Here is a 20,822-nt window from a genome sequence, read left to right on the forward strand (position 1 = left end):
TCGGTCTTCCTGACGCCGCTTACCGGTCAGTAATTAGCCGTTCGAAAAATTTCCTTAGCGTAGGGAATGTTTGTAACACGCAAGCCGTTGACTAGTGCGTACCAAGGAACCAGACGAAGGGAGAAGCGATGCGCTTCGAGATCATGCGACTCGATGAGGTCAACGGCACGACCGTGGACAGCACCGTCGTGGACGCCGCCTCCGTCAACCGGATCGTTCAGCAGGCCGCGGCGATCGGACAGCGGCTGTGGATCCGCCCGGCCGAGGTTTCCGCCTCGTAACCCGGATCCACTCAAAAAAGCTTCAGGGCCCCGTACGGAAACGCCGTACGGGGCCCTGCGCGTATCGGTGGTCAGCAGACCACGGCCGGCGGGTCAGCTCGACTGGATGACCTGGGTGACGCCGTTGATGATCTGCTGCACGGCGATCGCGGAGAGCATCATCCCGGCGAGCCGGGTCACCAGCACCACACCGCCGTCCTTGATGACTCGGATGATCAGCAGCGAGTACCGCATCACCAGCCACAGCACGACATGGATGGCGAGGATCGCCGTCCACACCGAGACCTGCGTGGCCACGCTGTCGGCCTTCTGCACAGCCAGGATGACGGAGACGATCGCGCCGGGCCCGGCAAGCAGCGGCATGCCCAGCGGTACGAGCGCCACATTGACGTCCTTGGTCTGCTTGGGCTCGTCCGTCTTGCCGGTGAGCAGATCGAGCGCGATGAGCAGAAGCAGCAGACCGCCCGCGATCATCAGCGCGGGCACCGAGACATGCAGATAGTTCAGGATCTGATGGCCGAGGAGCCCGAAGACGGCGATCACGCCGCCCGCCACACAGACGGCCTGGAAGGCCATCCGCTTCTGCACCTTCGCCGGGCGTCCCGAGGTCAGCGCCAGGAAGATCGGGGTGATCCCCGGGGGATCCATGATGACAAAAAGGGTCAAAAAGAGAGAGCCGAAGACGGCAACGTCGAACATCAGTGAAGAGGCCTTGCGAAGAAGTGAAAGTGGGTGAGCGTGAGGGACGTGCCTCAGGCTCCGCCGGTCCCGGGCACCGGGAACGCCCCGGTCGCGCGCCGGGTGATCTCGCCGTAGACCTCGGGGTCGGTCGTGTACTCGCCGAGCACGCAGGTCTTGCGGCTGCCGTGGTAGTCGCTGGAGCCGGTCATCAGCAGGCCCAGGTCCTTGCCGAGGCCGCGCAGCCGCGCCCGGGTGTCCGGGTCGTGGTCCATGTGGTCGACCTCGATGCCGTCGAGTCCGGCCGCGGCCAGCTCCGCGATGGCCGACTCGGGCACGGTACGGCCCCGCTTGGCGGCCGCGGGATGAGCGAAGACGGCGACTCCGCCCGCGCCCTTCACCAGCCGGATCGCCTCGAAGGGATCCGTCTCGTGCTTCTCCACGAAAGCCCGCCCGCCGTCGGCAAGCCAGTCCTGCGTGAAGGCGTCGCCCACGGTCGGCACGACCCCCAGCTCGACCAGCGCGGAGGCGACATGCGGCCGTCCGACCGATCCGTCGCCGGCGATCCGCGAGACCTGCTCCCAGGTCACCGGCACGCCCAGCTCGTTCAGCTTGGCGATCATGCCCTTGGCCCGCGGCACCCGGTCGTCCCGCACCAGCTCCCGCTCGGCGAGCAGCGCCGGCTCCTCGGGATCGAAGAGGTAGGCCAACATGTGCATGCTGACCCCGTCGATCCGACAGGACAGCTCGGCCCCGGTCACGAGCGTCAGCCCCTCGGGCAGCGCGGCAATGGCCTCGGCGTACCCACGGGTGGTGTCGTGATCGGTGAGCGCGACGACATCAAGACCCGCGCCGGCGGCATTGCGCACCAGCTCAGCGGGAGTGTCCGTACCGTCGGACGCGGTGGAGTGGGTGTGCAGGTCAATACGCACGCGCGAGCTCCAACGGGGTCAGACGGAAAGCGGACACGTCAAGGATAGCGGCTGAGGAACGCAGCCCCGTCACACCCAAAACCAAGGTTCACTACTTACGAGCGGCTGAGCGACTCCCCCAAGGGGGGCGGAGCTGTATCAATATGCGGCTCCGCCGCGTGGGCGCGACCAGCCACAACGAACCCGCAGACGCACCACCACCAGGCCCCCCGCCCCCTCAGGCGCCCTACGGCTCAAGCAAGCGCGGCGACAGCGCCCCGCAAGGCACCAAGTCGACCTCCGCCCCCGCATCCCGCAGATCCGTCAGCACCAGCTCGTCGTACATCAGCAGCCCGGACTGCTCGGGCCACACCACGGCCCACAACCACAGCCCCAGCGCCTCCCCCGCAAAGACCGCCCGATCGTCCGGCGCCCCCGTGACATGCCACAGCGGCGTCGGCCGCCCCGCCGCCAACACCTTCGCCTGCGCCGGTTTCTCCACGTTCATGTACGGCCCCGGATCCGGCCCGTCGATCCCCGCGTACCGCGCGCCGAGTCCGACCCCCAGCTCCTCGGCCACCAGGATCAGCTCGCCCATGCCGCCGAGCGGCCCGGGACCGGTACAGGCCACCGCCGTCGCACGGCCACCGCTGCGGTCGTCCCCCGCGCACGCCACACCCGTGAACAGCCAGCCGACCGGCAGCGGCCACGGCATCCACACCGGTACCTGCGTGCGATGCACGACGACACTGAGGGCCTCGACGCTGGGCGGGATCACGGGCTGGAGTGGATGCACGGTCCCGTGCACATCGCACTGCCAGGAATCGGCGAAGAGTCCGGGAGCCCTGACCCGGCCACCACACTTCGGGCAACTGGGTTCGCCCCTCATAGGGCCCCACGGTCCTACCCCTTTTCCGTCACGTCAAGGACGATCACCCGTCCGGGCGGAACCGATTGACTGGCCAATTTGGATGCACCTTGCATTAATTAGTCGAGCTAACTCATCACATGTAAACGCCAACCAACTGGAAACGGGATCGGAGTCACCATGGACCCCTTCGACGCGGGAGCTGGCGGCCTCCTACGCCAGCCCAAGGCCGTGTGGGCAACCGCCGGCGCATCCGTCGTCGCCTTCATGGCATCGGCCTAGTCGACCCGATCCTGCCGTCGATCGCCCAGGGCCTGGACGCCTCGGCCAGTCAGGTCTCCCTGCTGTACGAGTCCGCGCTCGGCCTCGGCATGGCGTGCGGCCCGCTGCCGGGCGCCCTGCTCGGCGACGCGAGCTGGCGCTACCCGTTCTTCGGCACGGCGTTCCTGATGGCCGTCGGCTTCCTGTGCATCACGGCGTTCCTGAAGGAGCATCCGAAGCCCGCCCGGAAGACCTCGCTGCTGGACCCGCTCAAGGTGCTCGGCCACGGTGGTCTGGCCTCCGCCGCGGTCTCGTCGTTCTTCTACAACTGCACGTTCTTCACCGTGCCGGCCTTCACCCCGTTCGTGCTGAACATGACCCCGTACAAATCGGGCGCGGTGTTCTTCGCCTGGGGTGTGCTGCTCGCCGTGTTCTCGGTGCTCGTGGCACCCCGGCTCCAGCGCCGTACTCGGCGCGGTCGCGGTCGTCGTACGGCGCGAGGCGCTGACATACGAGCGGCACGCGCGCGAGGACGGGGTCGCCGTCTTTGCCAACTGACCCATACCTACCGCTGGTTGGTGAGCTTGCTCACGTCAGTGAGACCGACGCGCGGGACGGATCCCTGAGGTCCGTCCCGTTCGTCAGCCAGCGCTCCTGGAGGGCCTGGGCGCCGTGCACCCGCTTCCAGGCGGCCTCGTTCGGGGTCATCGGCAGCAGTGGCAGGAAGTGGACGGGGTCCATCGGCTCGTCCAGCTCCAGATCCTCGACCAGACCGCCCGGCTCGGCGACCAGCACCGAGGTGAACGGGGCACCGGGCCACAGCGGTTCACCCACGTCGAGCGAGGCACCGGGCGCCACGATCACACCCTCGACCTGCGGGGACGCGGCGAGCACGGCGAGCGCCCGGAGCGCCTTGTCGGTGTCGGCGAGCCCCGCGCGGACGGAGAGGACCAGTTCGGCGCGCGGTCCCTTGACCGGGTCGGCGAGCATCGCGGTGGGGTCGGACATGGGGTGCGCGGACATGCCGAGGGTGGCGTAGCGGACGATGTCGCCCTCGTGGAAACGGAGTACTTCGACGCGGTCCGTGCCGAGGAAGGTGACCGCGGCGCGGGCGTCCGGTTCGCCCAGCGCGGAGCGCAACCGAGCCTCGACCAGAGGAAGAACATCAGCCATGCGGCGAGCATAGAACTCGTCAGTACCGGGCAAAGCAGCGCCTTGACACTTCCGTCGGCTGATACTCTTGCGCGGTGGTTCGGGGCAGCACGTTGACACGTCGCAGTCAGGCCCCGACGCCGAGGACACTCCCTTACGAGGGACCGGCCGGAGGAGGTGGGGCTGCAATGGATCGAAGTCGACCGTGCAGTAGCACCCGCTCTTCCCGCCACTGACGTAGCTGCTCTGCTTCTAGCCGGCTGCCGCCTCTCGTCTGCCTTTCACCGCGGAAGAGCCTTCGTTTCGTTTTGCCTGATCTGTCAGTCAGCAGCAGTAGCTGAACCAGCAGCGAAGCTCGCCACCGCGACGGTGCGGTGCTCCCCGCTTTGTGGACGTGCCAAACATCCAAGAGCCGGACGTCCCCATTCCGGGTAGTTCCACCCGTCGTAGCGGCCTCTCGTTGCCTGCTCGCGAAGGAGCCTGCCATGTCGATGATCCGTGACCTGCGTGCCGCGGTCCGTCCGTCCCGTCCCTCGCCGCGCAAGAGCGTGCGTATCGACGGCGGCGCGTACGACACCACCCGTGACCCCGCGACGCCCTCCGCCGTCGTCGACTGCGCCGTCTACCGCGACGGCGCGCGCGTCGAGAGCGGACGGCAGCTGAGCCCGCACGAGGCGATGCGTCAGGTGCGGCGCGACGGAGGGTTCGTGTGGATCGGGCTGCATGAGCCCACCGAGGCCGAATTCGCCGGTATCGCCTCGGAGTTCGGGCTGCACCCGCTGGCCGTGGAGGACGCCGTGCAGGCGCACCAGCGGCCCAAGCTGGAGCGGTACGACGACTCGCTGTTCACCGTGTTCAAGACGGTCCACTACGTCGAGCACGACGAACTCACCGCCACCAGTGAGGTGGTGGAGACCGGCGAGGTGATGTGCTTCACCGGGCGGGACTTCTTCATCACCGTCCGGCACGGCGGTCAGGGCTCGCTGCGGGCGCTCAGGCACCGGCTCCAGGACGACCCGGAGCTGCTCGCCAAGGGACCCTCGGCGGTGCTGCACGCCATCGCCGACCATGTCGTGGACGGCTACATCGCGGTGGCCGACGCGCTCCAGGACGACATCGACGACGTGGAGACGGACGTCTTCTCGCCGGGCCGCAAGGGCACCCCGCGCGGCACCGACGCCGGGCGGATCTATCAACTCAAGCGCGAGATCCTGGAGTTCAAGCGCGCGGTGTCGCCGCTGCTGCGGCCGATGCAGCTGCTCAGCGAGCGGCCGATGCGGCTGATCGACCCCGACATCCAGAAGTACTTCCGCGATGTCGCCGACCACCTCGTCCGGGTCCAGGAGCAGGTCGTCGGCTTCGACGAGCTCCTCAACTCCATCCTCCAGGCCAACCTCGCCCAGGCCTCCGTGGCCCAGAACGAGGACATGCGGAAGATCACCTCATGGGCGGCCATCATCGCCGTACCGACGATGGTGTGTGGCGTGTACGGCATGAACTTCGACTACATGCCCGAGCTGCGCTGGAAGTTCGGCTACCCGCTGGTCCTCGGCGTCACGGTGATGATCTGCCTCGGCATCCACCGCACGCTCAAGCGCAACGGCTGGCTCTAGGGAGTGTCCGGTGGGGCTGGCTAGGCTGGGCTCATGACAAGTGAGCTGCTCGAGCAGGCCCTCATCGAGGAGGCCACGAAGAAGTCGGGGCTGATCTGGGTCAAGGGACCCGGTGTCCCGGCCCGGGCGCTGTGGCATGCGTGGCACGAGGGTGCGGCGTGTGTCGTCGGCGACGGGCCCGGCGAGCAGTCGCTGTCGGGGCTTTCCGACGGGGGCGAGGCCGAGGTGACGGTCCGCAGCAAGGACAAGGGGGGCCGACTGGTCTCCTGGTCGGCGAAGGTCGTGGAGCTGACGTCGGGGTCTTCGCAGTGGGAGGCGACGGTCGCCGAGCTGAAGGGCAAGCGGCTGAACGCGCCGGACGGCGAGGCGATGCCGGAGCGCTGGGGCCGGGAGTGCCGGGTGCTGCGCCTGGAGCCGACCGGGGCGACCGCGCCGCTGCCGGACGCCGACCTGTCCGCGGCGCCCCTGCCCACCCCGGCCACCACCCGCCGCCCGATCCCCGCGGGGCTGCCGAAGCTGCTGCTGAAGGGCCGGAAGCGGAAGTAGCGCGGCCTACGACGTCGGCAACTGCTTGCCGTAGTCGACCGTCTCGCCCTTCTTGGGCTCCTCCAGGGTGAATTTCTTGCCCCAGGCGGAGAAGGTCAGAGTGCCCGCGCCGCCGCCACGGACCAGGCGCAGCGGGTACGGCGTGCCCTCCAGGGACACGTCCAGCGTGCCGCCGGAGCCCTGGTCGCCGGTGATACGGACGGTACGGGTGCCGGACTGCTCGTGGCGCCCGTCGGTCTCGACCTCGCCGTGCAGGGTCAGCAGCCCGTCCAGCAGCACATCCATGTCGGTGAAGCCGATGAACTTCTTGTACGAGGGGTCCTTCTGCGGCACCTTGACGTACTTGCCGTTCAGCTTGGCCGCCGCCGAGGCGTCCGCGTCCCCGCCGCTCCAGAAGTCGGCGTCCGCCATCAGGAACAGCTGCTCGTCGACCCGCAGCAGCCGGAAGGTCGCACCCTCGGCGGTGACCGAGCCCATGCCGCCGTCGGCCTTCAGGCTCATGTCGAGTTTGTAGGTCCGCCCGCTGGTGACCACGTTCCCGGAGAGGCGTACCGCGTCGGCGGACTCGGCGGCGGCGAGCGTCTTGCGCTGGATCTGCTCGGCGGACAGCTTGCCGACCCCGTTCGTGCCCGCGTCCGGGTCCTCACTGCTGCACCCCGTCAGACCCGTCACGACCAGGGCGCACAGCGCGCTCAGCAGCGCGGCCCGGAGGGTTCGGCCCTGGGGAATCGCAGTCACAGGTGAGCTGCCTCTCTGACGGGGTCCTGGTCGGCGTACGGCAGCGTACCGGGGTCGGGAACGCGCGACGGAGCCAGTCCGTCCGGACCGCTCACCAGGGCGTATCGGATCCGGACGGGCTAGCCTGAAGCCCATCCGAGCGGACATAACGGACACCCCGGTGCGAGGAGGTGCGGTCATGGCAGGGGGCACACCCCGCGTCTTCGTCTCCCATCTGTCCGGCATCGCCGCCTTCGACCCGAACGGCGACCAGGTGGGGCGGGTCCGCGATCTGGTCGTCATGCTGCGCGTCGGACGGCGGCCGCCACGGCTGCTGGGACTGGTCGTCGAACTGTCCACCCGGCGCCGCATCTTCCTGCCCATGACCCGGGTGACCAGCATCGAGTCGGGACAGGTCATCACCACCGGAGTGCTCAACGTCCGCCGCTTCGAGCAGCGGCCCACCGAGCGGCTGGTCTTCGGCGAGCTGCTGGACCGCCGGGTCACGCTCGTCGAGACCGGCGAGGAGGTCACGGTCCTCGATCTGTCGGTGCAGCAGCTGCCCGCCCGGCGGGACTGGGAGGTCGACCGGGTCTTCGTGCGCCGGGGCGGCAAGAGCGGGCCGCTCAGGCGGGCCAAGGGCGAGTCGCTGACCGTGGAGTGGTCCGCGGTCACCGGGTTCTCGCTGGAGGAGAAGGGCCAGGGCGCGGAGAACCTGCTCGCCACCTTCGAGCAGCTGCGGCCGGCGGACCTCGCCAATGTGCTGCACCACCTCTCCCCCAAGCGGCGCGCCGAGGTCGCCGCGGCCCTCGACGACGACCGGCTGGCCGACGTACTGGAAGAGCTGCCGGAGGACGACCAGATCGAGATCCTCGGCAAGCTGAAGGAGGAGCGGGCCGCGGACGTGCTGGAGGCCATGGACCCGGACGACGCGGCCGACCTGCTCTCCGAGCTGCCCGAGGCGGACAAGGAGCGCCTGCTGAGCCTGATGCAGCCCGACGACGCGGCCGACATGCGGCGGCTGATGGCGTACGAGGAGCACACGGCCGGCGGTCTGATGACGACCGAGCCGATCGTGCTGCGGCCCGACGCCACCGTCGCCGACGCGCTGGCCCGGGTCCGCAACCCCGACCTCTCCCCCGCCCTCGCCGCCCAGGTCTACGTCTGCCGCCCGCCCGACGAGACCCCGACCGGCAAGTACCTCGGCACGGTGCACTTCCAGCGGCTGCTGCGCGATCCGCCGTACACCCTGGTCAGCGCGCTCCTCGACGACGATCTCCAGGCGCTGGACCCGGACGCGGCGCTGCCGGTCGTCGCCGGGTTCTTCGCCACGTACGACATGGTCGCGGCGCCCGTCGTGGACGAGTCGGGGTCGCTGCTGGGCGCGGTCACCGTGGACGACGTACTGGATCACATGCTGCCCGAGGACTGGCGGGAGACGGAGTTCCACCTCGACGAGAACACGGGGGCGGGGACGCATGGCTGAGCGCGAGGGCGGCCGGGAGCGGACCGTGTCGGGGGCGACCGCGGCCACCCGGCCGCGGGCCCGTCTGGACCAGCCGCGGCCGCCGCGCCGCCGGATCCTGCCCGAGTGGGACCCGGAGGCCTTCGGACGGCTCTCGGAGCGCATCGCGCGGTTCCTCGGCACCGGACGGTTCATCGTCTGGATGACGGTCATCGTGATCGTCTGGGTGCTGTGGAACGTCTTCGCGCCCAAGGACCTGAAGTTCGACGAGTACCCGTTCATCTTCCTGACCCTGATGCTCTCGCTCCAGGCCTCCTACGCGGCCCCGCTGATCCTGCTCGCGCAGAACCGGCAGGACGACCGGGACCGGGTCAACCTGGAACAGGACCGCAAGCAGAACGAGCGGTCGATCGCGGACACCGAGTACCTGACCCGGGAGATCGCCGCCCTGCGCATCGGCCTGGGCGAGGTGGCCACCCGGGACTGGATCCGCTCCGAACTCCAGGACGTGCTGAAGGAGCTGGACGGGCACCGCGGGGACGGCCATGTCGTATTCCCGGCAGAACGGTCCGCCGGACGTGACGCAGACGACCGCTGAGGGGCATCCCGAAGGCCCCCGGGATCGCCGTACCATCGTCCTTATGGCTACGGAAGACGCGGTGCGCGAAGCACTGTCGACGGTGAACGACCCCGAGATCAACCGACCCATCACCGAACTCGGGATGGTCAAGTCGGTGGAGATCGGTGCGGACGGAGCGGTCGCGGTCACCGTGTACCTGACGGTTTCCGGCTGCCCGATGCGGGACACGATCACGCAGCGCGTCACGGAGGCGGTCTCCCGGGTCGAGGGAGTCACCGCTGTCGACGTGACGCTCGACGTCATGAGCGACGAGCAGCGCAAGGAGCTGGCGACCGCGCTGCGGGGCGGCCAGACCGAGCGCGAGGTCCCCTTCGCCAAGCCGGGCTCCCTGACGCGCGTGTACGCGGTCGCCTCCGGCAAGGGCGGCGTCGGCAAGTCCTCGGTGACGGTGAACCTGGCGGCCGCGATGGCGGCGGACGGTCTGAAGGTCGGTGTCGTCGACGCCGACATCTACGGCCACTCCGTGCCCCGCATGCTGGGCGCCGACGGCCGTCCCACCCAGGTCGAGAACATGATCATGCCGCCGTCCGCGAACGGCGTGAAGGTGATCTCCATCGGCATGTTCACGCCGGGCAACGCGCCCGTGGTGTGGCGCGGCCCGATGCTGCACCGCGCGCTCCAGCAGTTCCTGGCGGATGTGTACTGGGGCGACTTGGACGTCCTGCTCCTGGACCTGCCGCCCGGCACCGGTGATATCGCGATCTCGGTCGCCCAGCTGGTCCCGAACGCCGAGATCCTGGTCGTGACGACCCCGCAGCAGGCGGCCGCCGAGGTGGCCGAGCGGGCCGGCTCCATCGCCGTGCAGACCCACCAGAAGATCGTCGGCGTGGTCGAGAACATGTCCGGCATGCCGTGCCCGCACTGCGGCGAGATGGTCGACGTCTTCGGCACCGGCGGCGGCCAGACCGTGGCGGACGGCCTGACCCGTACGACCGGCGCGACGGTCCCGGTGCTGGGCGCCATCCCGATCGACGTGCGCCTGCGTGAGGGCGGCGACGAGGGCAAGCCGGTGGTCCTGACCGACCCGGACAGCCCGGCGGGCAGCGCGCTGCGCGCGATCGCGGGCAAGCTCGGGGGCCGGCAGCGGGGCCTTTCGGGACTGTCCTTGGGGATCACCCCGAGGAACAAGTTCTGACCTGACTCACCGCGAAGGGGCGCCTCATCCGAAGGCGCCCCTTTGTCATGCGTACTCGCCGATGTCCTTGATCTCGGCGAAGCCGAGCCCGTACGCGCTCATCCCCCGGCCGTACGCCCCCACATGAACGCCCTGCTGCGTGGTCCCGGCGAGCACCCAGCCGAACTCGGACTCCCGGTAGTGGAAGGGCGTGGGGACGCCGTCCACCGGCAGGGAGAGGGTCGACCACTCGGACCCGGCCAGGTCGTCGGCGAGTGCCCAGGCGGTCTCGGTCTGCTGCTCCAGCCAGTCGTCCCGCAGCGAGTGGTCCATCTGCCCGGGCCAGGTGAAGGACAGCAGGCCAACCCCCGCCAGCCAAGCGGCCGAAGAGACGGACGTCGCCTCCAGCAGCCCCGTACCGTCGGCGCTCCGCCGGGACGGGCTCGCCGCGACGGTCACCACGACCGCGAACTTCTCCCGGTCCTCGGTCGCCTCATGACGTACCGACGGCTCGTCGCCGTGGCCGATCGAACCGTGCTCGACGGCCCCGTCGGCCGTCGTACCCACCTGCATCAGCCAGCGCGGGCCCGTGAACGCCTCGTCGAGGCCGTACCACGGGAAGGGCGCCAGCAGGTAGCCGTCGACCGTGCGGCGGGCGGAGGGGACCTGTTGTCCGCCCTCCGCGGCCGGCGCCTGCGCGACTGCCTGACTCGTCGTCTCCATGTGCCCGGACGCCTCCTCGCTCTCGGCGGACCGGGCGGCCCGCCCCCCTTCGGGCGGCCTCGCTTGTCGGCGACGGTCCGCACAACAACTCGGCAGCATATCCACACCGCTGAGAGGAGCCGGGAAACCGCCCGGCTCGCGAGGCGCCCGGACGGCGTGTTCAGGCCGTGCGGGCGCCTTGGGGAGATATGAAACGCATCACGTACGCGCGCGTACTGTGCGAGCTTCGCGCAGGTCGTGCACCGCGCTTACGCCTCAGGTGGCGTCCGCGTCGTAGGGCGGGCGCTCGTCGGGCTTCTTCTTCATGTCGACGCGGTCGCCGGAGGAGGACGAGGGCGACGACGAGGAGGAACCGGCGGACGAGTCGGAGTCGCGGCCGTGCACCGCGTCGGTGACCTCGGCCATCTCCTTCTTCATGTCGAAGCCGTTGCGGATCTCCTTGAGCCCCAGCTCGTCATTGTCCAACTGCTTGCGGATGAACGTCTTGGGGTTGAGATCCTCGAACTCGAAGTCCTTGAACTCCGGGCCGAGTTCCTGCCGGATGTCCTGCTTGGCGCTCTCCGAGAACTCGCGGACCTTACGAACCGTCCGCATCACGTCCTGGATGACCTTCGGGAGCTTGTCCGGACCGAAGACGAGCACGGCAAGGACGATGAGCGTCACCAGCTCTAGCGGTCCTATGTCATTGAACACCTGAAGCTCCTTGCGATCCGGGCCGGGTCCACGGTACCTGCCGTTCCTGTACGACCGGTACTGTCCCGGCGCCTCCGGGTCCGTCCGGACCGAGGGTTTTCCGGGTTGTTTGCCTTGTGGACGGCGGTACGCGCCCACACCTGTGAGGTTTCTGTCAGTCGCCGTCCGAGGAGCCGAGCGTCAGCGAGAGGGTGATCTCCTTGCCGTCCCGCTCCAGGGTCAGCTCCAGCCGGTCGCCGGGGCGGTGGGAGCGGGTCTTGACGATCAGTTCCTCGCCGGAGTGCACGCGCTGGCCGTCGACCTCGGTGATCACATCGCCGGGTTCGATTCCGGCCCGGTCGCCGGGACCGCCCGTGGTGACCGGCGGGCCGCCGTCGCCCGCCTTGGTGCCGACCCGCGCGCCGTCGCCCGAGTAGTCCATGTCGAGGGTGACGCCGATGACGGGGTGGGTGGCCCGGCCGGTGTTGATCAGCTCCTCGGCCACCCGCTTGCCCTGGTTGATCGGGATGGCGAACCCGAGTCCTATGGAACCCGCCTGCCCGCCGTCCGGGGCGGAGCCGCTGTCGGCGGAGCGGATCGCGGAGTTGATGCCGATGACCCGGGCCTTGGCGTCCAGCAGGGGCCCGCCGGAGTTGCCGGGGTTGATCGGGGCGTCGGTCTGGAGGGCGTCGACGTAGGAGACATCGCTGGCGTCGCCGCTCTCGCCGCCGGCCGTGATGGGGCGCTCCTTGGCGCTGATGATGCCGGAAGTGACGGTGCCCGCCAGGTCGAAGGGGGCGCCGATGGCGACGACGGGGTCGCCGACCTGGACGTTGTCGGAGTTGCCGAGGGTCAGCGGGGTCAGCCCGCTGACGCCGGTCACCTTCACCACGGCGAGGTCGTAGCCGCTGTCCCGTCCGACGACGGTGGCCTTGGCGGTGTCGCCGCTGTGGAACGTCACGGTGATCTCGCCGTCGGAACCGGCGGGCTCCACGACGTGGTTGTTGGTGAGGATGTGGCCCCGGTCGTCGAGCACGAACCCGGTTCCGGTGCCCGCTTCCTCGGCCCCGGACACATGCAGGGTCACCACGCTCGGCAGCGCCCGCGCGGCGATCCCGGCGACACTGTCCGGCGCCCGCCCGGTGGGCTCCGCATCGACCTGCGGCAGCTCTACGTTCCCCACCCCACCGTTCCGCTCCAGATACGCCCCTACGGCCCCGCCGACGCCCCCGGAGACGAGCGCGACCATCAGCACACCGATGAGCAGCACCCGCTTGGCGCGCTTCCGCTTCTGCCCCTCGCTGCGCACCGGGGCCCCGTTCTGCTGAAGCGGCCCGGTGAGAGGCCCCGAGGCCCAGGGGTCGTAGTTCTGCCAGGGGACGGGGGCGGCGGCGCTCTGTAGGGGGGACGGGGGTGGGAGGGTGGTGCTGTGTCCTTGGGCGGGGCCTGGGGCGGGGTTCGGTGTGAGGGCTTGCGCGGCAGCGGGGGCCGTGGCCGCCGGGGCGGGTACGGCTGTGGCGTGCGGCGGGGCCGGGGCGTGGGCCTGGGCCGGTGCGGCCACGCCGTGGGCTGTGGCCGGAGCCGGTACCGCCGTGCCGTGCGCCGGGGTCGTCGCCGGGTGCTGCACCGGCGGGGCGGGCGCCCAAGGGCCTGGCTCGCCGTAGGGCGGGGTGCTGTAGGGGTCGGGGTCGTGCAGGGGGCGGGGGCGCTCGTCGGCGGGCGGGGGCGCGGGTTCGGCGGACAAGGCTGCTTCCCCACGCGGGGCGGCATCCCCCAGCGGGGGCGCTTCCGCAGGCAGGGCGGCTTCCGCAGGCGGGACGGCATCCCCGAGCTGCGCGGCTTCCGTGGAGGCGGCCGGGGTCACCGGCTCGCTGCCGGTCGCCGGGATCGTCTCCCCGGCCGGCCTGCTCAGCTCGTAGTCGCCCTCGGCCGAGGCGTCGGGGATGGGCCGCTTCAGCTCGAAGTCACCGTCGGCGTTCGGTATCGGGGCCGGTGCGGGCGGCGACGGCTCGGCCGTCTCGTCCGTCCGGCCCGAAGGCCCCTGGAGCCGAGGCCGGCTCCACCATTTCGCCTTCGTGGGCTTCCCCTCGTTCATGCTCTCCCCACAGCCGGCCGCGGCACGGCCCGTCGGCGATGGCCGCGGCTCCTCGAACTCCGCCACCGCGCCCGGCTGCCTGCCATGAACGCGGCCCACCCTGGATTCAACCAGGTTCGTGGGCCGCCGCGCAGAGGCCGGGTCAGCGGCTGCTGATGGAAGGGGTGTTGGAGGCGGACGGGGACGCGGTCGCGTCGGGGACGGGTGCGGCGAGCAGGCCCGGGGTGGTGACCTCCGGGTCGGTGTGCCAGGTGGTGAGGGTGAGCGGCGGGGTGGCGCTGAGCGGACGTATGAGCGGGGACAAGGCGGCCGCGCCCGCGACCGCCGGGGTGGCCGATGCCTCGGCCTGGGCGGCGCCCGGGGCGGGCACTCCGGGCAGCAGCGGCGCGGACACCGAGGTCGTGGCGGCCGGGGTGTCGCCGAGGGCACGCTGTCCCTGGCCCTGCACGAGCAGCGGCCCGACGCCACGGCGGCGCTGGTTCTCGGGTGCCGTCGAGGCTCCCGTGCCCTGGCTGCGCGCCGGGGTCACATTGCTGCCGGAGCCGGAACCGCGGGCGTCCGTCTCGGTCGGGACACCGGTGGTGACCCCGCCGAGCGCGATGGCCGCGAGGGACACCGCTCCGGCGGCGACGAAGGCGAACCGCAGCCCGCGCGAGGAGGACCGGTCGGCGTCGGGGCGGCCGACGGGGTGCACGCGGAAGCCGCCGGCCGGGGAGCCGGTGAGCGCCGGGGTGTGCGGCCGGGCAGGGACGTAGCCGAACTCGAAGCGCTCGCCCCGCCGCATGCCGAAGGCGCCGGGCGCGTGCTGCTCGGCGAGTCCGCCGAAGGGACCCCCGCCCAGCGGCGAGCCACCGCCGAGATCGTCTCCCGGCAGGCCCTGGAGCCGGGCCAGGAAGCTCTCGGAGGGCGGCGGCGGGGCCGCCTCCGCGAAGACGTTCTTCAGCCGGCGCTGGGCGTCGGCCTCCGCCTTGCACTTGGCGCAGGTGGCCAGGTGCGCGAGGACCCGCTCGCGCGAGTCATGACCGAGCTCTCCGTCCACCAGGGCGGAGAGTCGGTCTCCCAGGTGCTGTTCGGCGAGCCGGCGCTCGCCCGGTTCGGGTCGGGTCGCACTCACGCGGTCGCGCCCCCTCCCCCCAGTGCGGCCACACGCGGCACGAAGGACCGGCGCTCGGCCCGGGCTTCCGGGGAACGGTGCGCGAGGGCCTTGCGCAGCTGCGAGCGACCGCGGTGGATCCGGGACCGGACGGTGCCGAGCTTGACGCCGAGGGTGGCGGCGATCTCCTCGTACGACAGTCCCTCGATGTCGCACAGGACGACCGCGGCGCGGAACTCGGGCGCGAGGGTGTCGAGGGCCTGCTGGACGTCGGCGTCGAAGTGCGCGTCGTTGAAGACCTGCTGCGGGGACGGCTCACGGCTGGGCAGGCGCTCGGCCGCGTCCTCGCCGAGAGCGTCGAAGCGGATGCGCTGCTTGCGGCGGACCATGTCCAGGAACAGGTTGGTGGTGATGCGGTGCAGCCAACCCTCGAAGGTCCCCGGGGTGTAGGTGGACAGCGAGCGGAAGACGCGGACGAAGACCTCCTGGGTGAGATCCTCGGCGTCGTGCTGGTTGCCGGTGAGCCGGTACGCGAGGCGGTAGACGCGGCCGCTGTGCGTGCTGACGATCTCCTCCCACGTGGGCGGAGTCCACGCCTGCCCGTCCGCGTCGGTGGAGAAGGTCGCGGTCTGGGCGTAGTCGTCGGCGTGGTCAGCAGCGGTGTCGTTCACGGATTTCGGCTTCCCTGCCGATCCGAGAAAGCGCCGTAGCACTCCTCCCCGATCCACAGGCGCAGCCGCACCTCCCCTGTCGGCTCTGGTGGTGTCCAGTGGAGCCCCTACCATAGCCACCTCGCCCGTTAGCTCCGGATAAGCGGTTTTACGAGACATTGATCTGGGCTGATACGGCTCATGCGGCTGCGTCAGCATGTTCTGGACCTCTGGCCCGGTGTCGTGATCCAACCGTGTCCCCCCTAACGTCTCCCACCCCTCTAAACGCCTGGTCCCATCTGCGGGTTCCCGGCCGCAACGGATACAGTCACGCCCAGGCAACCACGGGGACAGGAGAGGGTCATTACCGCCAACCGGCAGACGAGCTGGGCGTTCGCCGACGCCTATGTCGCCGAGGACGACGCACTGCGCTGGGCCCGTGACCGGGCACGCGAGGCAGGGCTGCGCTCGGTGTCGCCCGGCACGGGCGCGGCACTGCGGTTGCTAGCCGCCACCGTGGACGCGAAGGCGGTCGCGGAGATCGGCACCGGCACCGGCGTCTCCGGGATCCATCTGCTGCACGGAATGCGTCCGGACGGCGTGCTGACCACCGTGGACCCCGAGCCGGAGCACCAGCAGTTCGCCCGGCAGGCCTTCCGGGCCTCAGGCTTCGCCAGCAACCGGGCACGGTTCATCCCCGGCCGCGCGCTGGACGTACTGCCCCGGCTCGCGGACGCGGGCTACGACCTGGTCTTCTGCGACGGCGACCGGCTCGAGTTCCTGGACTACCTCGCTGAATCGTTGCGCCTGCTGCGTCCGGGTGGCCTGGTGGTCTTCGAGGGCGTCTTCGCGAACGGCCGTACGGTCGACTCGGGCCCCCAGCCGACCGAGGTGCTGCGGCTGCGGGAGCTGCTGCGCGCCGTGCGCGAGAGCCAGGACCTGGTGCCGTCACTGCTGCCGGTGGGCGACGGACTGCTCTGCGCGGTCAAGCGCTGACGGCTCGGCTCACGGAGCGTAGCGGTCAAGGCCGGGAAAACAGCGACCCCGGCATCTCATACGATGCCGGGGCAGCCGAAAGGATATGGTCGCTTCCGCGTCAGCCGACGACCTTCTTGAGGGCGTCGCCGAGCGCGTCGGCCTCGTCAGGGGTCAGCTCGACGACGAGCCGACCGCCGCCTTCGAGCGGAACGCGCATGACGATGCCCCGCCCCTCCTTGGTCACCTCGAGCGGGCCATCGCCCGTCCGCGGCTTCATGGCCGCCATGCTCGTTCCCCTTCCTGAAACCAGCTCATCGTCAAAGCCGACGGCCCCATTGAGGGCATGCGCGGTCCTTGAAGGACACGCGACACCGGCATCGAACACATTGCTTCCAAGCCATTATCCCGCATCGCAGGACCCGATGACCAACATCAGTCGGCATCGCTTGGGCAACGCGCCCGAGCAAAACCACTCAATTCGGCGATGTGACTGCGATACTGCGCCGCCGCACGCGTGTCCGCCGAACGGAAACCGGCGCGATTTCTTTGACGCAGGTCACACGTACGCTCCCGACGATCTCCGCCATGCTGTCCTCAGAGACGAGCCAGACATGAGCCGCGAACACCGGAGGGGATACGCCATGGCCGACACCGTGCTCTACGAGGTGAGCGACGGACTCGCGACGATCACGCTGAACCGCCCCGAGGCGATGAACGCGCTGAACATCGAGACGAAGGTCGCGCTGCGGGAGGCCGTGACGGCGGCGGGCGCCGACTCCTCGGTGCGGGCCGTGCTGCTGACCGCCGCCGGGGACCGGGCGTTCTGCGTGGGCCAGGACCTCAAGGAGCACATCGGGCTGCTGGCCGAGGGGTCCGGACAGGTGATGAGCACGGTGCGTGAGCACTACAACCCGATCGCCCGGGCGCTGACGGAGATGCCGAAGCCGGTGGTGGCCGGGGTGAACGGGGTCGCCGCGGGGGCGGGGTTCGGGTTCGCCCTCGCCGCGGACTACCGAGTCGTTGCCGACTCGGCTGCCTTCAATACGTCGTTCGCCGGTGTCGCGCTGACTGCGGACTCGGGGATCTCCTGGACGCTGCCTCGGGTGGTCGGGCCTGGGCGCGCTGCTGACCTGCTGCTGTTCCCTCGGAGCATCAAGGCTCAGGAGGCGTACGAGCTGGGGATCGCGAGTCGGGTGGTGCCCGCGGCGTCGCTCCGCGAGGAGGCGGAGAAGGTGGCTCGGGCGTTGGCCGAGGGGCCGACGGTGGCGTATTCGGCGATCAAGGAGTCTTTGGCGTACGGGTCCTCCCACTCCTTCGCCGAGGCGCTGGAGAAGGAGAACGAGCTCCAGACCAAGGCCGGGGCGTCGGAGGATCACACGATCGCTGTTCAGGCGTTTGTGAACAAGGAGAAGCCGAAGTATTTGGGGCGGTAGGGGCTTGGTGGCGTCGCGGGGTGCGGGTGCGTTGTGGCTGGTCGCGCCCACGCGGCGGAGCCGCAAATCGATACAGCCCCGCGCCCCTAAGGTCGGATTCGCGCCGCGCAGGTTTCCAAGTGGTCGTTCACCAGGCCGCACGCCTGCATCAGGGCGTATGCCGTCGTCGGGCCCACGAACTTCAAGCCTCGCTTCTTCAGGGCCTTGGACAGGGCCGTTGACTCCGGAGTCACCGCTGGGACGTCTGCGATGGTCTTTGGGGCCGGGCCCGGCTCCGGGGCGTGGGACCAGATGAGGTCGTCGAGGTCGCCCGGGGTCCAGTCGGTCAGGGTCCGGGCGTTGGCGAGGGTGGCGTCGATTTTTGCCCTGTTGCGGATGATGCCCTCGTCGGCCAGGAGGCGGTCGCGGTCCTCGTCCGTGAAGGCGGCCACCTTCGCGATCTTGAACTCGGCGAAGGCCGTGCGGAAGCCGGGGCGGCGGCGCAGGATCGTGATCCAGGACAGGCCCGACTGGAAGGCCTCCAGGGAGAGGCGTTCGAACAGGGCGTCGTCGCCGTGGACCGGGCGGCCCCACTCCCCGTCGTGGTACGTCACGTAGTCCGGGGTGGACAGGGCCCAGGGGCAGCGCAGGGCGCCGTCGGGGCCGGCCAGGGCCGTGCCGTCGGTCACTGGTCCTCCTGGGCGGGCTTCTCCATGGAGACGTGCCCACCGGACCGGGCCCCGGCCAGGGCCGACTCCAGGTCGGCGATACGGGAGTCGCGCTCGGCGAGCTCGGCGCCGAGGCGGCTGAGGGCGTCGTCGACGTCGGACATGCGGTAACCGCGGGCGGCGAGGGGGAAGCGCAGGTTCTCGACGTCGACTCGGCCCACGGGGCGGTCGAGCGGGAGCGGGTCCTGGAGGCGCTCCGGGGCGGCCTCCGGCAGCGGGCCGCCGCCCTCGCCGCCGCCCACCACCGCGAGGGTCACCGCGGCGACCACGACGGCGAGCGCGACGACCAGGAACAAGAACATAACCATCGCTGAAGCCCCCACGGTCGGTGCAGTGTGCGGTCGAGTGTGTCAGGGTCCGATCGTGCCATGCGAGTGTGACAGTTAGGGTCGCAGGCGGCCGATGATCGGGACGTACGGGAGAGGTTCACAGGGGATGCTCAGGCTGGGCAGACGGGAATTCGACCCGCACGAGCCGGTGATCATGGCGATCGTGAACCGGACCCCGGACTCCTTCTACGACCAAGGGGCGACGTTCCGGGACGAGCCTGCCCTCGCGCGCGTGGAGCAGGCCGTGGCGGAGGGGGCGGCGATCATCGACATCGGTGGGGTGAAGGCCGGGCCCGGGGAAGAGGTGTCCGCGGCGGAGGAAGTGCGGCGGACGGTGGGGTTCGTGGCGGAGGTGCGGCGGCGGTTCCCGGATGTCGTGATCTCCGTGGACACGTGGCGGGCGGAGGTCGGGGAGGCCGTCTGCGAGGCCGGGGCGGATGTGCTGAACGATGCGTGGGGTGGGGTGGATCCTCGTCTCGCCGAGGTGGCGGCTCGGTATCGGGTGGGGCTGGTGTGTACGCACGCGGGGGGCGCGGAGCCTCGTACGCGGCCGCATCGGGTGTCGTACGACGACGTGATGGCGGACATTCTGCGGGTGACGGTGGGTCTGGCGGAGCGGGCCGTCGCGCTCGGGGTGCCTCGGGAGTCGGTGATGATCGATCCCGGTCATGACTTCGGCAAGAACACGCGGCACAGCCTGGAGGCGACGCGGCGGCTGTCGGAGATGGTCGCGACGGGGTGGCCGGTGCTGGTGTCGCTGTCCAACAAGGACTTCGTGGGCGAGACGCTGGACCGCCCGGTGAAGGAACGGGTGATCGGAACGCTGGCGACGACGGCGGTGTCGGCGTGGCTCGGGGCGCAGGTGTACCGAGTGCATGAGGTCGCCGAAACCCGTCAGGTCGTCGACATGGTGGCCTCGATCGCAGGCCACCGCCCTCCGGCAGTCGCCCGCCGGGGCCTGGCGTAAGGACCCTCCTCGTCCTCAAGCGCCGGACGGGCTGAAACAGCCCGTCCGGCGCTTGAGGAGCGGGGGTCAGCGGCCTGCCTCCTTGGAGACCAAGGCCACCGCTTCCTCCACCTCGTCCGTGACATGGAACAGGAGCAGGTCCTTCTCCGACGCCTTGCCCTGGGCGATCACTGTCTTGCGGAGCCAGTCGACCAGGCCGCCCCAGTACTCCGTGCCGAAGAGGACGATGGGGAAGCGGGTCACCTTCTGGGTCTGGACCAGGGTCAGGGCCTCGAAGAGTTCGTCGAGGGTGCCGAGGCCGCCTGGGAGGACCACGAAACCCTGCGCGTACTTGACGAACATCATCTTGCGGACGAAGAAGTAACGGAAGTTCAGGCCGATGTCGACGTAGGGGTTCAGCCCCTGCTCGAAGGGGAGCTCGATGCCGAGGCCGACCGATGTTCCCTTCGCCTCGCACGCACCCTTGTTGGCTGCCTCCATGGCGCCCGGGCCACCACCCGTGATCACTGCGAAGCCCGCCTCCACCAGCCCTCGGCCCAGCCGCACTCCCGCGTCGTACTCCGGTGAATCCACCGGCGTCCGCGCGGAGCCGAACACGCTGATCGCGGGCGGGAGTTCGGCCAGCGTGCCGAAGCCCTCGATGAACTCCGACTGGATGCGCAGGACCCGCCAGGGGTCGGTGTGGACCCAGTCCGATGGGCCACCCGCGTCCAGCAGCCGCTGGTCGGTCGTACTCGCCGTGACCTGACCTCGCCGTCGGAGGACCGGTCCCAGGCGCTGCTCCTCCGGCGGCTGCTTCTTGCCCGCGGGGTTCCCGGTAGCCATGTGCGCTCCCTCCGTCTTGCGTTCGTTCCACCTCAGCGTAGATCTACGCGGGTTACGGAGGGGGGACATCGGTATGTCCGGTGTCCCCCACCGCGGAGAGTCGT

The 20,822-nt window shown here is 70.2% G+C and carries 23 protein-coding genes and 1 pseudogene; 10 read left to right on the forward strand and 14 right to left on the reverse strand.

The window, feature by feature from the left end; genetic code table 11:
* The first annotated feature begins 128 nt into the window (after positions 1 to 128).
* Complete coding sequence (locus BN159_RS46200) at positions 129 to 281, forward strand: hypothetical protein (RefSeq protein ID WP_015658004.1); 153 nt, start codon at positions 129 to 131, stop codon at positions 279 to 281.
* Between the two features lie 93 nt (positions 282 to 374).
* Here BN159_RS46200 and BN159_RS15875 read toward each other — a convergent pair whose 3' ends face one another.
* The 3 genes from BN159_RS15875 to BN159_RS15885 all read right to left on the reverse strand — a co-directional run bounded on the left by BN159_RS15875 (position 375) and on the right by BN159_RS15885 (position 2,759).
* Complete coding sequence (locus BN159_RS15875; RefSeq protein WP_015658005.1) at positions 375 to 980, reverse strand: MarC family protein; 606 nt, start codon at positions 978 to 980, stop codon at positions 375 to 377.
* 53 nt (positions 981 to 1,033) lie between these two features.
* On the reverse strand, positions 1,034 to 1,891 hold the full coding sequence (locus BN159_RS15880) for a PHP domain-containing protein (protein WP_015658006.1): 858 nt from the start codon (positions 1,889 to 1,891) through the stop codon (positions 1,034 to 1,036).
* A gap of 226 nt (positions 1,892 to 2,117) precedes the next feature.
* The gene (locus BN159_RS15885) at positions 2,118 to 2,759 is read right to left on the reverse strand and encodes a DUF6758 family protein (RefSeq protein WP_015658007.1); all 642 of its coding nucleotides are present in this window, start codon (positions 2,757 to 2,759) and stop codon (positions 2,118 to 2,120) included.
* Between the two features lie 159 nt (positions 2,760 to 2,918).
* On the opposite strand from BN159_RS15885, the pseudogene BN159_RS15890 reads away from it, so the two are divergent.
* A pseudogene (locus tag BN159_RS15890) lies at positions 2,919 to 3,466 on the forward strand (MFS transporter); the annotation flags it as partial.
* Positions 3,467 to 3,587: 121 nt separating this feature from the next.
* Here BN159_RS15890 and BN159_RS15895 read toward each other — a convergent pair.
* Positions 3,588 to 4,172 (reverse strand): suppressor of fused domain protein, encoded by a 585-nt coding sequence (locus BN159_RS15895; RefSeq protein WP_041819376.1) that lies wholly within the window; start codon positions 4,170 to 4,172, stop codon positions 3,588 to 3,590.
* Positions 4,173 to 4,636: 464 nt separating this feature from the next.
* Here BN159_RS15895 and BN159_RS15900 point away from each other — a divergent pair, with 464 nt between their 5' ends.
* Together BN159_RS15900 and BN159_RS15905 are read left to right on the forward strand one after the other, a co-directional pair.
* Positions 4,637 to 5,764 (forward strand): magnesium and cobalt transport protein CorA, encoded by a 1,128-nt coding sequence (locus BN159_RS15900; protein ID WP_015658011.1) that lies wholly within the window; start codon positions 4,637 to 4,639, stop codon positions 5,762 to 5,764.
* Positions 5,765 to 5,797: 33 nt separating this feature from the next.
* Positions 5,798 to 6,310, forward strand: coding sequence for a hypothetical protein (locus BN159_RS15905; RefSeq protein WP_015658012.1), 513 nt, complete (start codon positions 5,798 to 5,800; stop codon positions 6,308 to 6,310).
* 6 nt (positions 6,311 to 6,316) lie between these two features.
* On the opposite strand, the gene BN159_RS15910 is transcribed toward BN159_RS15905, so the two are convergent.
* Positions 6,317 to 7,048, reverse strand: coding sequence for a hypothetical protein (locus BN159_RS15910; protein WP_015658013.1), 732 nt, complete (start codon positions 7,046 to 7,048; stop codon positions 6,317 to 6,319).
* Positions 7,049 to 7,226: 178 nt separating this feature from the next.
* Between BN159_RS15910 and BN159_RS15915 the strand changes: the two genes are divergently transcribed.
* From BN159_RS15915 to BN159_RS15925, 3 genes are read left to right on the forward strand one after another with little or no spacing between them, the layout of a single operon-like run.
* Positions 7,227 to 8,513, forward strand: coding sequence for a magnesium transporter MgtE N-terminal domain-containing protein (locus tag BN159_RS15915; protein ID WP_015658014.1), 1,287 nt, complete (start codon positions 7,227 to 7,229; stop codon positions 8,511 to 8,513).
* A complete protein-coding gene (locus BN159_RS15920; RefSeq protein WP_015658015.1) occupies positions 8,506 to 9,090 on the forward strand; it encodes a DUF1003 domain-containing protein in 585 nt (194 codons plus the stop codon). Before BN159_RS15915 ends, BN159_RS15920 begins: the two co-directional genes overlap by 8 nt.
* Before the next feature lie 43 nt (positions 9,091 to 9,133).
* On the forward strand, positions 9,134 to 10,267 hold the full coding sequence (locus tag BN159_RS15925; protein ID WP_041819378.1) for an Mrp/NBP35 family ATP-binding protein: 1,134 nt from the start codon (positions 9,134 to 9,136) through the stop codon (positions 10,265 to 10,267).
* A 45-nt stretch (positions 10,268 to 10,312) separates the two neighbouring features.
* Here the strand turns inward: BN159_RS15925 and BN159_RS15930 are convergent, their stop codons facing one another.
* The 5 genes from BN159_RS15930 to sigE form a co-directional block, all read right to left on the reverse strand.
* A complete protein-coding gene (locus tag BN159_RS15930; protein ID WP_015658017.1) occupies positions 10,313 to 10,969 on the reverse strand; it encodes a hypothetical protein in 657 nt (218 codons plus the stop codon).
* Positions 10,970 to 11,224: 255 nt separating this feature from the next.
* A complete protein-coding gene (locus tag BN159_RS15935) occupies positions 11,225 to 11,662 on the reverse strand; it encodes a sec-independent translocase (protein ID WP_015658018.1) in 438 nt (145 codons plus the stop codon).
* A 154-nt stretch (positions 11,663 to 11,816) separates the two neighbouring features.
* Positions 11,817 to 13,736 (reverse strand): S1C family serine protease, encoded by a 1,920-nt coding sequence (locus tag BN159_RS15940; protein ID WP_015658019.1) that lies wholly within the window; start codon positions 13,734 to 13,736, stop codon positions 11,817 to 11,819.
* Positions 13,737 to 13,878: 142 nt separating this feature from the next.
* Positions 13,879 to 14,850: an anti-sigma factor family protein gene (locus tag BN159_RS15945; protein WP_015658020.1), complete on the reverse strand. Its 972-nt coding sequence runs from the start codon at positions 14,848 to 14,850 to the stop codon at positions 13,879 to 13,881.
* A complete protein-coding gene (gene sigE, locus BN159_RS15950) occupies positions 14,847 to 15,542 on the reverse strand; it encodes an RNA polymerase sigma factor SigE (protein ID WP_078598814.1) in 696 nt (231 codons plus the stop codon). Before sigE ends, BN159_RS15945 begins: the two co-directional genes overlap by 4 nt.
* Positions 15,543 to 15,776: 234 nt before the next feature.
* On the opposite strand from sigE, the gene BN159_RS15955 reads away from it, so the two are divergent.
* A complete protein-coding gene (locus BN159_RS15955; RefSeq protein WP_078598815.1) occupies positions 15,777 to 16,475 on the forward strand; it encodes an O-methyltransferase in 699 nt (232 codons plus the stop codon).
* 100 nt (positions 16,476 to 16,575) lie between these two features.
* Here BN159_RS15955 and BN159_RS44820 read toward each other — a convergent pair whose 3' ends face one another.
* Entirely contained in the window at positions 16,576 to 16,743 is a 168-nt protein-coding gene (locus tag BN159_RS44820; protein ID WP_003966491.1) for a DUF3117 domain-containing protein, read from the reverse strand.
* A gap of 355 nt (positions 16,744 to 17,098) precedes the next feature.
* Here BN159_RS44820 and chcB point away from each other — a divergent pair, with 355 nt between their 5' ends.
* Entirely contained in the window at positions 17,099 to 17,890 is a 792-nt protein-coding gene (chcB, locus tag BN159_RS15960) for a 2-cyclohexenylcarbonyl CoA isomerase (RefSeq protein ID WP_015658023.1), read from the forward strand.
* 86 nt (positions 17,891 to 17,976) lie between these two features.
* On the opposite strand, the gene BN159_RS15965 is transcribed toward chcB, so the two are convergent.
* Together BN159_RS15965 and BN159_RS15970 are read right to left on the reverse strand one after the other, a co-directional pair.
* A complete protein-coding gene (locus tag BN159_RS15965) occupies positions 17,977 to 18,558 on the reverse strand; it encodes a DNA-3-methyladenine glycosylase I (protein WP_015658024.1) in 582 nt (193 codons plus the stop codon).
* Positions 18,555 to 18,899 carry a DivIVA domain-containing protein gene (locus tag BN159_RS15970; RefSeq protein WP_041819380.1) on the reverse strand — a complete coding sequence of 115 codons (345 nt, stop codon included), beginning with the start codon at positions 18,897 to 18,899 and terminating at the stop codon, positions 18,555 to 18,557. Before BN159_RS15970 ends, BN159_RS15965 begins: the two co-directional genes overlap by 4 nt.
* Positions 18,900 to 19,032: 133 nt before the next feature.
* Between BN159_RS15970 and folP the strand changes: the two genes are divergently transcribed.
* Positions 19,033 to 19,893 (forward strand): dihydropteroate synthase, encoded by an 861-nt coding sequence (gene folP, locus BN159_RS15975; protein ID WP_015658026.1) that lies wholly within the window; start codon positions 19,033 to 19,035, stop codon positions 19,891 to 19,893.
* A 66-nt stretch (positions 19,894 to 19,959) separates the two neighbouring features.
* Here the strand turns inward: folP and BN159_RS15980 are convergent, their stop codons facing one another.
* Entirely contained in the window at positions 19,960 to 20,718 is a 759-nt protein-coding gene (locus BN159_RS15980; RefSeq protein WP_015658027.1) for an LOG family protein, read from the reverse strand.
* Positions 20,719 to 20,822 lie beyond the last annotated feature (104 nt).

Source organism: Streptomyces davaonensis JCM 4913 (assembly GCF_000349325.1).
Taxonomy (GTDB): domain Bacteria; phylum Actinomycetota; class Actinomycetes; order Streptomycetales; family Streptomycetaceae; genus Streptomyces; species Streptomyces davaonensis.

Coding starts and splice junctions, on each gene's coding strand:
- BN159_RS15885 (WP_015658007.1), bottom strand. CDS start 2,759: ATGAGGGGCGAACCCAGTTGCCCGAAGTGTGGTGGCCGGGTCAGGGCT.
- BN159_RS15915 (WP_015658014.1), top strand. CDS start 7,227: ATGGCAGGGGGCACACCCCGCGTCTTCGTCTCCCATCTGTCCGGCATC.
- BN159_RS15980 (WP_015658027.1), bottom strand. CDS start 20,718: ATGGCTACCGGGAACCCCGCGGGCAAGAAGCAGCCGCCGGAGGAGCAG.
- BN159_RS15920 (WP_015658015.1), top strand. CDS start 8,506: ATGGCTGAGCGCGAGGGCGGCCGGGAGCGGACCGTGTCGGGGGCGACC.
- BN159_RS44820 (WP_003966491.1), bottom strand. CDS start 16,743: ATGGCGGCCATGAAGCCGCGGACGGGCGATGGCCCGCTCGAGGTGACC.
- BN159_RS15930 (WP_015658017.1), bottom strand. CDS start 10,969: ATGGAGACGACGAGTCAGGCAGTCGCGCAGGCGCCGGCCGCGGAGGGC.
- BN159_RS15875 (WP_015658005.1), bottom strand. CDS start 980: ATGTTCGACGTTGCCGTCTTCGGCTCTCTCTTTTTGACCCTTTTTGTC.
- BN159_RS15900 (WP_015658011.1), top strand. CDS start 4,637: ATGTCGATGATCCGTGACCTGCGTGCCGCGGTCCGTCCGTCCCGTCCC.
- BN159_RS15895 (WP_041819376.1), bottom strand. CDS start 4,172: ATGGCTGATGTTCTTCCTCTGGTCGAGGCTCGGTTGCGCTCCGCGCTG.
- BN159_RS46200 (WP_015658004.1), top strand. CDS start 129: ATGCGCTTCGAGATCATGCGACTCGATGAGGTCAACGGCACGACCGTG.
- chcB (WP_015658023.1), top strand. CDS start 17,099: ATGGCCGACACCGTGCTCTACGAGGTGAGCGACGGACTCGCGACGATC.
- BN159_RS15940 (WP_015658019.1), bottom strand. CDS start 13,736: ATGAACGAGGGGAAGCCCACGAAGGCGAAATGGTGGAGCCGGCCTCGG.
- BN159_RS15970 (WP_041819380.1), bottom strand. CDS start 18,899: ATGTTCTTGTTCCTGGTCGTCGCGCTCGCCGTCGTGGTCGCCGCGGTG.
- folP (WP_015658026.1), top strand. CDS start 19,033: ATGCTCAGGCTGGGCAGACGGGAATTCGACCCGCACGAGCCGGTGATC.
- BN159_RS15925 (WP_041819378.1), top strand. CDS start 9,134: ATGGCTACGGAAGACGCGGTGCGCGAAGCACTGTCGACGGTGAACGAC.
- BN159_RS15905 (WP_015658012.1), top strand. CDS start 5,798: ATGACAAGTGAGCTGCTCGAGCAGGCCCTCATCGAGGAGGCCACGAAG.